General features: G+C 55.9%; 12 protein-coding genes. 5 read left to right on the top strand and 7 right to left on the bottom strand.

Features of this window, described 5'->3' with window-relative positions; translation table 11 throughout:
- The first annotated feature begins 323 nt into the window (after positions 1–323).
- The 4 genes from galU to K0J45_RS07140 all read left to right on the top strand — a co-directional run bounded on the left by galU (position 324) and on the right by K0J45_RS07140 (position 3,344).
- On the top strand, positions 324–1,244 hold the full coding sequence (galU, locus tag K0J45_RS07155; RefSeq protein ID WP_220044803.1) for a UTP--glucose-1-phosphate uridylyltransferase GalU: 921 nt from the start codon (positions 324–326) through the stop codon (positions 1,242–1,244).
- Positions 1,244–2,257, top strand: coding sequence for a UDP-glucose 4-epimerase GalE (gene galE / locus K0J45_RS07150; protein ID WP_220044802.1), 1,014 nt, complete (start codon positions 1,244–1,246; stop codon positions 2,255–2,257). Before galU ends, galE begins: the two co-directional genes overlap by 1 nt.
- A gap of 44 nt (positions 2,258–2,301) precedes the next feature.
- The gene (gene napF, locus K0J45_RS07145) at positions 2,302–2,778 is read left to right on the top strand and encodes a ferredoxin-type protein NapF (protein ID WP_220044801.1); all 477 of its coding nucleotides are present in this window, start codon (positions 2,302–2,304) and stop codon (positions 2,776–2,778) included.
- A 110-nt stretch (positions 2,779–2,888) separates the two neighbouring features.
- On the top strand, positions 2,889–3,344 hold the full coding sequence (locus K0J45_RS07140; protein WP_011865230.1) for a bactofilin family protein: 456 nt from the start codon (positions 2,889–2,891) through the stop codon (positions 3,342–3,344).
- 172 nt (positions 3,345–3,516) lie between these two features.
- Here the strand turns inward: K0J45_RS07140 and K0J45_RS07135 are convergent, their stop codons facing one another.
- From K0J45_RS07135 to cysQ, 4 genes are all read right to left on the bottom strand, one after another.
- On the bottom strand, positions 3,517–4,185 hold the full coding sequence (locus K0J45_RS07135) for a DUF2982 domain-containing protein (protein ID WP_220044800.1): 669 nt from the start codon (positions 4,183–4,185) through the stop codon (positions 3,517–3,519).
- Between the two features lie 12 nt (positions 4,186–4,197).
- Positions 4,198–4,938, bottom strand: a complete 741-nt coding sequence (locus K0J45_RS07130; RefSeq protein ID WP_220044799.1) for a YdcF family protein — start codon at positions 4,936–4,938, stop codon at positions 4,198–4,200.
- A 73-nt stretch (positions 4,939–5,011) separates the two neighbouring features.
- The gene (gene mak / locus K0J45_RS07125; RefSeq protein WP_011865227.1) at positions 5,012–5,902 is read right to left on the bottom strand and encodes a fructokinase; all 891 of its coding nucleotides are present in this window, start codon (positions 5,900–5,902) and stop codon (positions 5,012–5,014) included.
- 28 nt (positions 5,903–5,930) lie between these two features.
- The gene (cysQ, locus tag K0J45_RS07120; RefSeq protein ID WP_220044798.1) at positions 5,931–6,725 is read right to left on the bottom strand and encodes a 3'(2'),5'-bisphosphate nucleotidase CysQ; all 795 of its coding nucleotides are present in this window, start codon (positions 6,723–6,725) and stop codon (positions 5,931–5,933) included.
- Positions 6,726–7,110: 385 nt separating this feature from the next.
- Here cysQ and K0J45_RS07115 point away from each other — a divergent pair, with 385 nt between their 5' ends.
- A complete protein-coding gene (locus K0J45_RS07115; RefSeq protein WP_220044797.1) occupies positions 7,111–8,577 on the top strand; it encodes a capsule assembly Wzi family protein in 1,467 nt (488 codons plus the stop codon).
- Positions 8,578–8,611: 34 nt separating this feature from the next.
- On the opposite strand, the gene K0J45_RS07110 is transcribed toward K0J45_RS07115, so the two are convergent.
- The 3 genes from K0J45_RS07110 to K0J45_RS07100 are packed head-to-tail and all read right to left on the bottom strand — an operon-like array spanning position 8,612 to position 14,536.
- A complete protein-coding gene (locus tag K0J45_RS07110; protein ID WP_220044796.1) occupies positions 8,612–10,108 on the bottom strand; it encodes a sigma-54-dependent transcriptional regulator in 1,497 nt (498 codons plus the stop codon).
- Between the two features lie 16 nt (positions 10,109–10,124).
- Positions 10,125–13,679: a PAS domain S-box protein gene (locus tag K0J45_RS07105; protein ID WP_258406784.1), complete on the bottom strand. Its 3,555-nt coding sequence runs from the start codon at positions 13,677–13,679 to the stop codon at positions 10,125–10,127.
- Positions 13,676–14,536, bottom strand: coding sequence for a phosphate/phosphite/phosphonate ABC transporter substrate-binding protein (locus K0J45_RS07100; RefSeq protein ID WP_220044795.1), 861 nt, complete (start codon positions 14,534–14,536; stop codon positions 13,676–13,678). Before K0J45_RS07100 ends, K0J45_RS07105 begins: the two co-directional genes overlap by 4 nt.
- Between the last annotated feature and the right edge of the window lie 109 nt (positions 14,537–14,645).

The raw sequence follows: 14,645 nt of genomic DNA, 5'->3' as shown, positions 1-14,645 counted from the left end.
AAATGAAAATTTAAATCGTTTTTATTTATGCACTTACAGATAAATAAACATGTAACACTCTTGACACAAATGCCGACTTTGACATCAATTTCATCTGCTTACCCCATGGGACAAATATTTATGTAAAGGTATTTTACATACTCTGCTCAACCCCAGTTCTGGGATCGAGCGCACCGCTACAAGCGTTAAGATAAGGCTAAAGCCGACGCCGAATAGTTCGACGGATACCGAGAAGCTAGCGGCCAAAGCGCCTAAATCTCCTGGCTTTTCAGGGCGTTTTTATTAGAATAAAAGGGCATTTTGCGCAGCCAACTAGGATTAGGATGAAACAGCATAAAGTTCGCAAGGCCGTTATTCCCGTCGCGGGTCTCGGCACACGCATGCTTCCGGCAACCAAGGCGATCCCCAAGGAGATGTTGCCCATAGTCGATAGACCCTTGATCCAATACGTGGTCAACGAGGCGATAGCCGCCGGGATCAATGAGATAGTCCTGGTTACCCATGCCAGTAAGAACTCCATCGAAAACCATTTCGACTCCAGCTTCGAGCTCGAGGCCCAACTCGAACGCAGGGTAAAGCGTCAGCTACTGGCCGAGGTGCAGGCCATCTGCCCAAGCGACGTGACTGTGATCAGCGTGCGCCAATCTCAGGCCAAGGGGCTGGGCCACGCCATCCTATGTGCCCAGAAGGTCGTGGGCGACGAGCCCTTTGCGGTCCTACTGCCGGACGTCATCATAGACGATGCCAGCTGCGATCTCAGCCGGGATAACTTGGCCGAGATGGTCAAGCTGTTTGATGAAACCGAAGTGGGCCAGATCATGGTCGAGGGCGTGCCAGAGAGCAGCGTCGATCAGTATGGTATCGCCGATGTGAACGGCCATCAGCTGGAGGCCGGGCAATCTAAACCCATCAATGAGTTGGTGGAGAAACCTAAGGTGGGCCAGGCGCCATCTAACTTAGCGGTAGTTGGCCGATACGTGCTACCTAAGCAGATCTGGCAGCTGCTGGGCAAGACCCCTGCCGGCGCCGGCGATGAGATCCAACTGACAGATGCCATCGCCATGTTGATGAACAGCCAAACCGTCAACGCCTATTACATGCATGGCAAGAGCCATGACTGTGGCAACAAACTCGGCTACATGCGTGCCAATGTCGAATACGCGCTGCGCCATCACGAAGTGGGCAGGGATTTTGCCGACTACCTCAAAACATTAGTTTCAGATTTACAACAGGATAAAGATTAATGACGATTTTAGTCACAGGTGGCGCAGGCTACATAGGTAGCCACACTGTCGTTGAGCTACTCAATGATGATCAACAGGTAGTGATCATAGACAATCTGAGCAACTCAAGCGTCGAGGCCCTCAAACGGGTCGAGCAGATCACCAATAAAGGGGTCACCTTCTATCAGGGCGACGTGCTCAATAAGGCCTTCCTGCAGAAGGTCTTTACCGACCATGATATCGATGCCGTGATCCATTTTGCCGGCCTCAAGGCGGTCGGCGAGTCGGTCGCCCAGCCGCTGCGCTACTATGAAAACAACGTCACCGGCACCTTAGTGCTGTGCGAGGTGATGGCCGAATTTAATGTGAAGAACCTGGTATTTAGCTCATCGGCGACCGTCTATGGCGATCCCGCCTCACTGCCCATCACCGAAGATTTCCCCACGGGCGCCACTAACCCCTATGGTCAGTCTAAGCTGATGGTCGAGCATATCCTTAAAGATCTACACCACTCAGACTCGAGCTGGAACATCGCCAGACTGCGTTACTTCAATCCAGTGGGCGCCCACGAGAGCGGCCTCATCGGCGAAGACCCCAACGATATTCCCAATAACCTGATGCCCTTCATCGCCCAGGTTGCCGTGGGTCAGCGCGAGAAGCTGAGCGTCTTCGGTGACGACTACGACACCCATGATGGCACCGGGGTGCGCGACTATATCCATGTGGTTGATCTGGCAAAGGGGCACCTTAAGGCGCTTGCGAAACTCAACACCCAGCCAGGCTTAGTCACCTATAACCTGGGCACAGGCCAAGGCTATAGCGTGCTGGATATGCTCAAGGCGTTCGAGAAGGCCTGCGGCCATACTATCGCCTACCAGATCGCGCCGCGTCGTCCCGGCGATATCGCCGCCTGTTACGCCGATCCTCACAAGGCGCAGACAGAGCTGAACTGGCAGGCTACCCACACCATAGAAGATATGGCCAACAGCAGCTGGCACTGGCAGGCCTCTAACCCGAGCGGCTACAAGGCCTAAAGCAGACGGGGGCTCAGGCCCCCCATTTGATAGCAAGTGAATCTATGAGCAATCGCATCAACCAAAGCCGCCGTAACCTCTTCAGTCGCCGCAAGAGCCAGGTGATCCGCCCGCCCTGGAGCCGCACAGATGTCGAATTTACCGATATCTGCACCCGCTGCGATAAGTGTATCGATGCCTGTGAGACCAAGATCCTCTCCCGCGGCGATGGTGGCTTTCCCGAGGTCAGCTTCAGTCAGGATGAATGCACCTTCTGTGGCGCCTGTGCCAAGGTGTGTCCCGAGCCGCTGTTTACTGACATCGAAGAGACCCCCTGGCAGATCAAGGCCAGTATCGACCAGAGCTGTCTGGCCAACAGCGGCATCTGGTGTCAGACCTGTAAAGATGCCTGCGATCCCAGAGCCATCAGCTTTACCGCCAGCATAGGTCAGGCGCCCAAGCCTGTGATCGATGCCGAGCTGTGTAACGGCTGCGGTGCCTGCGTAGCCCCCTGCCCTAATCAATCAATAAAACTTAGCTAATGTAGTGAAAAGCATTGCCAAAAAACTGACAGGCAGCGCCAAATATTAGTGGTTTTGTTACACAAAGTTTAAGGGTAATATTGGGCAAAACGGGCAAAAAGTTAATCATTATGTTTGGAAAGAAAAATAACAAAGCAGGTCTCACCTTTATTGCGCAAGGGACTAAATTATCAGGGGAAACTCATTTTGCCGGCGAAGCCCTCATCGGCGGCGAACTGCACGGAAAAATCAGCGCGACCGGTAAGCTGACTATCGAAGTCGATGGTTATATCGAAGGCGAGCTGCAGTGTAAGGAGATTAAGGTCTCTGGTGCGTTTAAGGGCAAGATGAAGTGTGAAAAACTGAACATCACCAGCACAGGTAGCGTCGAAGGCGAGATCGCCTGTAACTCGATGGAGATCTTCGAAGGGGGTCAGTTTATCGGGATGCGCGTACGCGAAGAGGTCGCCCTGCTCGCCAGCGAACCAGACGTCCAAGCGATTAACCCTGAAACCAAATCTGATGCCGAACCTGAGGCAGAGTCTCAGTTAGACAATTACTTTAAAGAACTCACTAAATCTGCCTAATCTAGGTAAGCTTGGCGAGAGCCCTATCTGGCTAAATTAAGTGGACAGCTTTAACAAATAAGGCCACAGGATTGTGTGGCCTTATTTATACCCGTCTTTTGTACCCATTTCTTGTACTCATAATAGTGAGTCTGCGGTCAGCAGCTGCTTTCTAACAGGCTAGAATCACCTGCTATTGACTAAGATTGCTTCTATATTCCCTCAGCAGTGCGAGAAACTCTCTCGGCGCCCTGTCTAAACAATCTTCCGGCAAGTAAACATGGTAACCCAGCTGGGTATTGAGCTGAGCGCAGCGCCGGGCAAACATCGCCTGCACGCCACTGAAATCTGTGCCTTCTAACGTGATGGGAGTGAACTCTGAGTTGAGATAATGCTCGAGATCCGCAAGCTCACCGTCCAGATTCAAGGAGGAGATCAGCAGCGGGCGCTGCTCGCTCAGGAGACCAGTCGCCAGCCTGGGCGGTATATCATCGATCAGCGGCAACAGGGATTTCAGCCTGACCCCGATATAGGGCAGATCATGGCTATCAAACGTCTGAATGCTGCGAGGGATATCGACCCGTTGAATATTGTCCCATTCCAGATAGATACTGCCCCTGTGATGGTGATACACCAGCCCCCTGGGCCTTAGCTCTATGCTCACCTCGGGCTGCATCCACTTGGCGATCCCCAGCACGGTAAAGATCATGCCGAAGATAAAACAGACCATGCCCGGCCCCATCAGCGCCCGGGAGGCGATAAACATGCACAGGGCGCTGATTAGGGCGATACCACCAATCAGGGTAAAGGTGCGCGCGTTACGCTTGGTCACCGCGCGAATGACAACTGCTTCTTGTTCCATAATCTCCAAACGCTAATCTGCCAAAGCAAATTTAACCTTAAGCCAAGTCTGCCCCAGATATTCATGGATCGAACGCTGGGAGGCCAACAGGTTACGGGCATCGAGCTGCCACCAGTAGCCGCCCCGGGCGATAAAGTCTGCCGGCGCCCCCTGAGGGTGCATGCCAGCCTGATGAAAGATCATCATGGCCCGTGGCAGATGGGTGGCCGAGGTCACCAGCCTGAAGGGGCTATCACCTATCTCCCATTTGAGAAATTGTGCCTCCTCCAGGGTATCTTTAGCCAGGGGAAACTGAATGATCCGCTCTGGGTTCACCCCAAGCTCGATGGCGGCATTGGCCATCACCTGCGCCTGAGGCAAGGCGTCACTGCCACCCCAACCGCTGACCACTAGCTGGCAATCCTGGCCTAGGCTGAGTTGTCTCACCCCTTCGGTAAGACGGGCCTGTGCAGTGGCAGAGAGCTGCAGGGTGGCGCGATCGGCGATAGTGGAATCGTGGAGACTTCCCAGCACCATCACCACGCAGGCGTTTTCTATCGGGTCGTTGTTGACTGGGTATTGCCCCTCGAGCGGTGCGGTCAGCTGATGGCTGCCCCATTGACTGCTCGCCAGCAATAAGATGGTAAAAGAGAGTGTGATCAGCGCCTTAACGAATTTGCGTCGCCGAAGGATCAGGATCGCGATAAACAGACACAATACCGATAACGGGATCGGCATTAAGAGTTGTGAAATTAGTTTTTTTACCCAGAACATGGCTATCCTTGCCCCTAAGTCTTGCCCCCAATGAAAAGTGGGGCAAGTGTAACCTAGGGATGCAAGGAAGTCATTACCAGAGCCAGGCGGCGCCGCGAACCCCAGATGAGCCGCCATACATGTTCTGCACCACAGGGGTACGACACTCACCACCGAGCACATACTTAGACAGTGCCTCGGGCAATCTTGGATAGATGGCCTCTATGTTGGATACGCCGCCACCGAGCACGATAATGTCGGGATCCAGCATGTTGATCATATGCGCCAGCGAGCGAGCCAGACGGTCGATATAACGCTCAAACGCCGCTGTGGCCAGCGCTTCCCCCTGCTCCATACGACGGGCGATCTCGATACCGCTCGGGGCATCGCCACCGGCCGCCTTATAGTCGCGCACGAAGCCGGTGCCAGAGATAAAGGTTTCGATGCAGTCTTTGTTGCCGCAGAAACACTCGGTAGAGTTGAACTCGTCGGGTGTCATCCAGGGCAGCGGGTTATGGCCCCACTCGCCACCGATGCCATTACCGCCACCGTGAACCTTGCCGTTGATGGCAATACCGCCGCCACAGCCCGTGCCTATGATCACCCCAAATACCAGGCCTTTACCAGCCGCGGCGCCGTCTACCGCCTCGGACACGGCGAAACAGTTGGCATCGTTGGCCACCCGCACCTCACGCTCCAAACGCGCACCTAAGTCCAGATCCAGCGGATGGCCATTGATCCAGGTCGAGTTGGCATTCTTCACCAGACCAGAGAAAGGAGAGATCACCCCGGGAATACCGACACCCACTGTGCCTTTTTGACCCAGAGTGGATTCTGCTTCATTGACGAGTGCCTCGATGGCATCCAGGGTGGCTTTGTATTCACGCGGCGTGGGGATACGTTTCCTAAACAGTTCCTTACCGGCCTCACTCAGGGCCACCAGCTCTATCTTAGTGCCCCCCAGGTCTACACCCATTCTCATCATACTCTGCTCCAATCTTATTCTCTTTTTCTTACTTATCACGCCAATGCTTTGCGGTGGCGATAAAGTAGGGATTCAAAATATCTTCTTTCTGGTTGTAATCCAGCGGCTTGCCGTTATCGGCATTCACCACAAGACCGCCAACACTTTCCAACACTGCCTGCGCCGCCGCCGTGTCCCACTCGCTGGTCAGGCCCAGGCGGGGATAGATATCCGCCTTGCCTTCGGCCAGCAGACAAAACTTCAGCGAGCTGCCGATACTGGTCATCTCATGCTCGCCTATCTCCTCGAGATAGGCCGCAAGCCCAGGGCTCACATGGGAGCGACTGCCGACAATCCTGGGCACACTCGGCGCCGCAACCGCCAGCTGGTTCAAATCTGTCACCCCATCGGCGCTGGCCAACCAGGCGCCAAGATGCTGGGCGCCGTAATAACATTTATCCAGCACGGGCGCGTAGACGACCCCAGCCTGGGCGCGCCCCTTGTCGATAAAGGCGATATTAACGGTGAACTCACCGTTACGCTTAATAAACTCTTTGGTGCCATCCAGCGGGTCGATAAGCCAATACTGCTGCCACTGCTTACGCGTCTCCCAGGGAATATCGGCGGCCTCTTCAGACATCACGGGAATGTCTGGCGTCAGATGCGCAAGCGCCTCGACGATCACCTTGTGGCTGGCCAGATCGGCTGCGGTCACAGGGCTATCGTCGGCCTTGGCCTGAATATCCATCTGGTCGCTGCCATAGACCTGCATGATGGCATCGCCCGCCTTCTTAGCGATCTCGACCAACTCATCTAACCATTCTTGCTTAAATATATGACTCACAATATAAATTCTCTTCGTCCTAGATAGCCTTAGTATGCCATCTCCACGCCCAAGAATTTAATAACAATTTGATCATACTTTGCGTAAAAGATACTAAGCTAGGCGCGGGGCAGTGAAAAGCCTTTCGCCGCGCCTTGCATTCGTATTCAGCACCTTGTCAGGCTTGCAGCCAACCGATGAGCACCCCACAAGCTGTTAACTTTTCACCGCTATCGCCAGTACAAAATCACCACCGAAATCCCACACCTAATTCACCTAGAAACAACCTAGGCAACACAAAGCTACAAAGCCGGGTGACTAATCCGGCAATTATCGATATTTCCCTTGTTAATTAGCCAATTAATCATCATATTCGCGCAAAATTTCAGATCGAAAAGATGAGCCGATGAAACGATACCTAGCCGTTCCCCTCCTACTTTTAAGCAGCCATTCGGCATTTGCCGCCTGGTGGATAGAGCCGACCGACCTGCCGCTGCGCGCCGACATTCAACTGCTCGCCGATACAGGGATAATCAAGCAGCCAGTGACCACCTATCCGCTGATGTGGGCCGGGCTTAAGCAAGATCTCGATGCAGCCGAATTGCCCGAACTTTCTCCGGCTCAGGCCGCGGCCTACGACAGGGTAATGAGCGCCTATGCCAGAGACCATAGAGACCTTAGTACCCGTGTCGGCCTGGGGGCGGCCACCGACAGGGCGCGCTTCCTGGGCTTTGGTCATGACTATAGAGACAAGGCCGAGGCCAAAGTGGGCGTCGAGGTCACCAAGGAGTGGTTTAGCGGACGCCTCTCGGCCAGCTATCATCAAGACCCGATAGATGGCAACAGCAGCCGACTGGATGACAGCTTCGCCGCCCTGAGCCTGGGCAACTGGATCCTCAGCGCCGGCGCTCAGCAAAAATATTGGGGGCCAGGATGGGATACCGGCCTAATCCAGACCACCAATGCCCGCCCCATGCCAGGTGTGACACTAAGCCGCAACAACAGCGCCGCATTCGAATCACCTTGGCTTAACTGGATCGGCCCCTGGACTTTTACCACCAGCTTCAGCCAGATGGAGAGCGACCGCTATGTGCCCGATGCCAGACATTGGGGCGCTCGCGGCACCCTCAGACCTATCTCGAAACTAGAGGTTGGCTTCTCCTGGACCATGCAGTGGGGCGGCGAGGGCTATGGCAATAGCCTGAGTGACTGGTGGGATGGCCTGTTTAATGGCGGCCAGTCTGAGGGTGATGTCACCAACGGCCAGGAAAATATGCTCGCTGGTTATGATTTTCGCTGGTCAGACACCGCCTTCGGCGTCCCCTATGGCATCTATTTCGAGCGGATCCACGAAGACTATCACCACGGCAAAAACAAGCTGATCAATGCCGCCAACTTGGGCGGGGTAGACTTTATGCTAGATGCACTGAGCACCCGGGTCTTCATCGAATATGCCGATACCAAGGTGGCCTGCGGCATCGACCCCAACGCCTATAACTGTCTGTATGAGCATGGCTTTTACCAGAGTGGCTACCGCTACTACGGCAGGAGCCTGGGCAGCACCTATGATAACGATTCCGAGACCTTAATCCTCGGCGGCATCACTCAGCTAGAGGATGGCCACAGCATCACCAACAAGCTGCGCTGGCTCAGGCTCAACACCGACGGTATCGATACCGGCAATAGCGCAGGCGGTAACCCAGTCTCTCCTGGCGAATATGAGCGGGTCTATCAGTTCGATACCAGCTACCACGGACCTTGGTTTGAGGGCACCCTAAAACTCGGCGGCACCCTCAGCTATCGCCAGTTTGTTCATAGCGGCGGTCATGACTGGGACACCAGCCTGTATGCCCTGTGGGAAAGGAGCTTCTAGCCTAAGCTTGGCCAAGGTCGACTGTGGCGCTCAGCTAGGCGTTTAAACTTTCGCGCTCCATCTCCTCCCAACTCTGACGCTTGCGATAGATGGTCGAGGCGCTGATATCCAGCAGTGCCGCGGCCTTAGGCACATTGCCGTCACAGCGGGCAATGGCCGCCTCTATGGTCTGCTTCTCGGCGATCCACAGAGGCACTATCTCATCATTGCCCAAGGCTAACGCCTTGTCAGCCCCCTCGCTTGCTGCGACAGTTTCCTGGGGGAGAGTTTCATGGGCAATAGCTTCCTGGCCAATAGTGCTAGCTGCGCCAGACACTCTGCCCTGGATAGCTTCTGCTGGCGCGGCGGCACCCGAGACGATCTGCATCGGCAGCATCTCCTTGGTGACACTCGGCCCCTCGTTAAGCACCACCACCTGACGAATGACGTTCTGCAGCTGACGCACATTACCGGGCCAAGGGTAGCTCAGCAGCAGCTGGCGCACCTCATCGCTCAGCTCGGTAAACACCTTGCCCTCCTCGGCGGAATACTCGACCAACAACTTGTTGGCCAGTAAGAGAATATCTTTGCCTCTGACCCTCAGCGGCGGCAGCTCTATAGGGATCACATGCAGGCGATAGAAGAGATCTTCGCGAAAACGCCCCGCCTTCACCTCCTCCCAGGGATCGCGGTTGGTGGCGCTGACGAAACGCACATCCACCTGCTCCTCCTTGGCGCTGCCGACCCGGTGAAACACGCCAGTCTGAATGAATCGCAACAGTTTGCTTTGCAACTCAAGGTCCATCTCACAGAGCTCGTCGAGAAACAGGGTGCCGCCATGGGCGCGGCTGGCAGCCCCCTCGCGGCTGGCATGAGCGCCGGTAAAGGCCCCCTTGGTGTGACCGAAGATCTCACTCTCTATCAGATCTTTCGGTATAGAGGCACAGTTCAGCGCGATGAAGGGACCGTCGCGGCGCGTACCGGCATGGTGCACCGCCTGGGCGCACACCTCCTTGCCGGTGCCACTCTCGCCGACGATAAACACTGAGGCCTTACTGTTGGCCACACAGTCTATGGTCTTATAGACAGTCTGCATCGCCAGGGATTCGCCGATAAAGCCCATGTAATTAGACTTAGGCAGGCTGTTTTCATACTTGCTAACCAGGCTCACCAGCTGGCGCTGTTTTCTGGCGTTGCGCAGGGTAATGCTGAGCCGCTTGGCATCGAAGGGTTTCACCAAAAAATCGAAGGCGCCGGCGCGCATGGCATCCACGGCGATATCGATACTGCCATGGGCGGTGATCATGATCACCACGGTATCTGGGTACTGGGCCTGAGCCTGGGTTAAGATATCCATTCCCGACATGTCGGGTAGCTTGATATCCAGCACCAAGATGTCGGGTTGCCACTGCGCCAGCTCCCTCAGGGCATCCTCGCCATAGTTGACCTGAGTCACCAGGGCGCCCTCGCCGCGCAGATACTCGGTATACAGGGCGCCAAGAGACAGGCTGTCCTCCACCAGTAAGGCGGTAAATGTCTCCTTCATTTCCATATGCACTCCTTTGAACTCAGGCATCGGCAACGCGCCGCACCGCCTCTTCTCGATTATGGGTTATCTTAGCCGCTATGGCCGCCATCGTCAGCTCGGCCACAGTAAAGAGCTCACTTAGCAAAGTTTCGACCTGCGCCCGATCGCGCCGCTGCGCCGACTGCTCCAGCGCCTTGGCGACCTCGGCCAGCGCGCTGGCGCCGAAGCTACCCGAGCTACTCTTGAGAGTATGGGCCTGGGTCTCCAGCTGCTCGAAGCTATCTTCGTCTAACTTATCGTCCCCATTTATGGGTAACTCGCGCAAACAGCTAAGGCGCGACTCAGTCTCTTTGAGATAGACGCCATACATGTTATCCAGCGAGGCCTGACCTAAGGTCTGCGTCAGCTCAGCGATCACCTGACTATCCAGCAGCCTGTCCTGGTCTGCCAGCGAATTTACCGCCTGAGTCTCGAGCCGTCGCTCACATCTATCTTCACTTCTATCTTCATAACTATCTTCATAAGTCTCATCATAACTCTCACCATATTTCTCATTATCTGGCTCTCGATGGTTATCCCGCTCAGTCGAATTCTCTGGCGCCTGACGACTCGCCTTATCGAGCCAATAGGCGACCTTTTGTAGCAGCTCGGCCCGGTTCACCGGCTTGGCGATGAAGTCTTGCATGCCGGCGTCGAAGCAGTCCTCGATATCCTCTTTCTGCACATTGGCGGTCATCGCCAATATAATGGTGTGCGGATGGCTCGCCAGTATGCGCCGGGTGGCCTCAAGCCCATCCATCTCCGGCATGCGCATATCCATGAGCACCAGCCCATAGTCATGCTTGGCGACGCACTCCACCGCCTCGACCCCATTGTTGGCAAACTCCACCCGGTAACCCGCCTTGGTCAGCATGGCGCCGCCGATAAGCTGATTCGACTTGCTGTCTTCGGCCATCAAGATAGGCAGCTGGCTCTGACTCGAGGCGGTGAGCTGCTCACTCGGACGGGCCGTATCTTGTGCTGGCGCGGCGCCATCTTGCAGCAGTTGCAGCATCTGCTGGCGCATGAGCGGTTTAGTCACATGGCCGCTGATGCCGAGCTCGGTGAGATTCGGTCTCAATTCACTCAGCTGGCTGTCGATAGATGCCACCAGGCTATCCATCAGGGCCAGCAGGCGGCCCTGCTCGGTCAGATGGCCTTGGGATAGCCGCTGACAATCAGCTTGGTTCAAACTATGTAAGCAGAACTCATCGAGCAGAATCAGATTAAAACGTCCCTTAACCAGATGGGGCTGAAACAGCTGCTCAGGTGAATCCACACAGACGCAGCTTACCCCATATTGGCTGTACTGCTTGCTCAGCACTCTGTGGAAGTGGCTATCTGGATGCAGCAGCAAGACTCTGGCATGGGCGGGAAGATGGCGGGGCATTGCGGCTCCTTGGCTATTCAGTTTCACTCTGACATCGAACTTGAAGCAGCTGCCCTGCTCCGGCAGGCTCTCCAGGGTAAGCTCGCCCCCCATGAGACGCACCAGTTGGGCGGATATCGCCAGCCCCAGACCTGTGCCGCCATATTGAGTATTGCGCTGATCATGTACCTGGCTAAACTCCTTAAACAGCTTGCGCTGCGCCGACTGGCTTATCCCAATTCCCTGATCGGCCACGCTAAAGCAGAGCGAGGCGTCGCTCTGGGCCGCATCGGGCACCCAGGCCTCCAGGGTGATGTAGCCGCGATGGGAAAACTTGATGGCGTTGTCCACCAGGTTTTGCAGCACCTGCCTAAGATGCTGCAGATCCCCCTCCACCTCATCGGGTACATTGCGATTGATAAAACAGGCGAAGGCTATCCCCTTCTCCCGCGCCTTGGGCTGCAAGATATTGATCACCAGCTCCAGCAGCTTCTGCACCGAGAAAGTCTCCAGCTCGACGCCTATCTCACCCGCCTCAATCTTAGAAAAGTCCAAGATATCGTTGATGGTAGAGAGTAGCGCGGTGCCTGCCTCCTTGGCGGTCTGAGCATAGAGGCGCTGCTCCTCATCCAGGCTCGAGCCTAAGATAAGATCGACACTGCCCAGGACGGCGTTGAGTGGCGAGCGGATCTCATGGCTCATGGTCGCCAGGAAGCGCGACTTGGCCTGACTGCCCGCCTCGGCCTGCTCCTTGGCGCTCTGAAGCTCACGCTCATAGGCCAGACGCCTGGAGATATCGTGCAAGAAGGCGGTGAGCAAGATCTCATCGCCCATCTGCACAGGCACTAACTTGAGTTCTACCGGCAGCGCCTCGCCATCTTGCTTGCGGGCATGCAGGGTAATATTGGATTTAATGCCAGGCCCGGCCCCGGTCTGGCGGAAGGTTTGCAGGCAGCGACTAAAGCGTTCATGCTGGCTGTCGACAAACAAGAGGTCGGCCATTTGAGCGCCGATGGCCTGTTTACGTCCATAGCCAAACAGGCTGCTGGCGGCGTCGTTAAAGGCCTGGATCTTGCCGGCGATATCTATGGTGATCAGCGCATCCGGGCTGGCCTCCAGGGTTGCCAGCAAGATAGCCTCGCTGCGGCGGATTCGCGCCTCTTTACGCTTGATCTCGGTGAGATCTTTCACCAAGCCCAGTAACATGGTCTGGTTGTTGATGATCATCTTAGAGATTGCCATGTCCACGGGGAAGCGCTCGCCGTTGGCCCTAAGCGCCAGCAGCTCACGCTGCTTATGGCTCAACCGGCCGCGGTTAGAGGCGATAAACTGCATCAACTGTTGGTGGTATTGCTCGCGATAATTTAGCGGCACCAGGTTGGCGATCGGCTGACCAATCAGCGCCTGCGCCTCATAGCCAAACAGTGAGACGATGGCCGGATTAACCTCGACTATCTCTCCCTCGACGTTGAAGATGATGAAGCCATCGACTGCCGATTCCAAGATGGTCGACAGCTGGATATTGGCCTGCTCCAACTCCTGGCGATTGCTCTCTACCTTGTCTAACATGCGGTTGAAGGCCTTCGCCGTCTGCCCCAGCTCATCGTCACTGTTCACTTGCACCTGCACCCCCGTCTCGCCGCCCAGGATCCGCTCCGAAGCCAGCTTTAACGAGTCCAGGTTACGGGTCAGATAGATCCCAAGAAGCCAGGAAAACAGCGCCACCAAGAGCATCTCCAGCCCGGCGATGGAGAGAAACTGCCGGGTCGCGCTGGAGACCAGCAGTTCATAATCTGTGGTATCCAGGCCAACTTCCACCCGACCGAAAGCGAATCCCGCCACCTCGATAGGCTGACTTATTGGCAACAGATGTGGATAGTCGGCCTCGCTGACCCCGGCGGCGCGCTCGTCGATAAGCAGATTCTGTTGATCATAGACGCGCACATAACGCACATGATCTTTACTCAGCAGCTCCTGAGTCAGCTCCTCCAGGGTCGACAGATCTGTGCTGATCACCGCATCCTTGGTCGCCGCGGCAAACAGGCTGATGATGGAGCTGGCGCGGCGCTGGATCTCCGCCTCATTCGAGCTCTTGAGATAATCGATACTGGTGTAGACGAGCACCAGCAACAACACGCCCTCGATAAGCGCGATCCCCAGTACCGTCTTGAGGCGAAATGAGATCATGGCGCGCCTCCCTCAGTTGATTTCAGCGGCTGGGACAGCTCACCCAGTTGCAGCGCCCTCACATCGTCCCAGTCGCTGTCACTGGCCTCGACGAGCGGTCGAAAACCTATGGCGTCCAGTGCCGCCTGCCCCGCCTGGGTGCCCGGCAGGGAGACGAGCGCCGCTAATAGGCGCTGTCTCAGGGCTTCATCGAGTCGCACATGGGTGGCAATCGCATGGGGCGTATAACCCGGGGTGCGCCACAGCACCCTGAGCTGCTCGCGGGTCTTGGGCGTCATGTTAGCGAAGGTGCGCTGCACCCCGCCGCCGGCATCGGCCAGGCCTCTGGCCACCGCCAGATAGACAGAATCATGGGAGCCTATGTAGCGGATCTCGTTGCTCAGCCCGAGACGACTCAGATTGGCCCTAGGCAGCACGCTGGCCGCGAAGGCCGCTGGCGCGGGAAAGGCCAGGGTCTTACCATCAAGTTGGGTGATTTCGGAATAGGGCGCATCTTTTCTCACTACTATGATCCCCTGTAGCTGCTTGTCACGCTCGCGCGCCAACGCCTTGTAGTGATCCGCGCGACTAAACACCGCATAGTGATAGGGGTTCATGTAGGCGATGTCATACTCCCCGGCGGCGAGTCTGGCTTCGAAGGTGGGAATATCCGGCGCAGTTGCAAATTGCACTCTGATATTTGCATTTTGCGACAGTAGCGCCAGCAGTGGCGACCAGCTTTGGGCCAACTTGGCCGAGGCTTGCTGGGGCACGACGCCGAAGATAAGGGTCGGCTTGACCTCCAAATCCTTTGCCAGCGCAGGGCTCAGCAGGATAAGGGTTAAACATAGGCTTATGAATCGAGGCAGAATGTTCATCTTATTTCCTTTACACCAATCACTGTCGACGAGAGGGATACCCCCTGCTCAGCAATCGCTATGCCAAAGCTTTTTGCCTCTGTCCCTTTGAGCTCTTGCCCTCTTCAGT

Source organism: Shewanella alkalitolerans (assembly GCF_019457575.1).
GTDB classification, from domain to species: Bacteria; Pseudomonadota; Gammaproteobacteria; order Enterobacterales; family Shewanellaceae; genus Shewanella; species Shewanella loihica.
The sequence above is the reverse complement of the archived record's forward strand: the minus strand, read 5'-3'. Positions and strand labels throughout refer to the sequence as shown.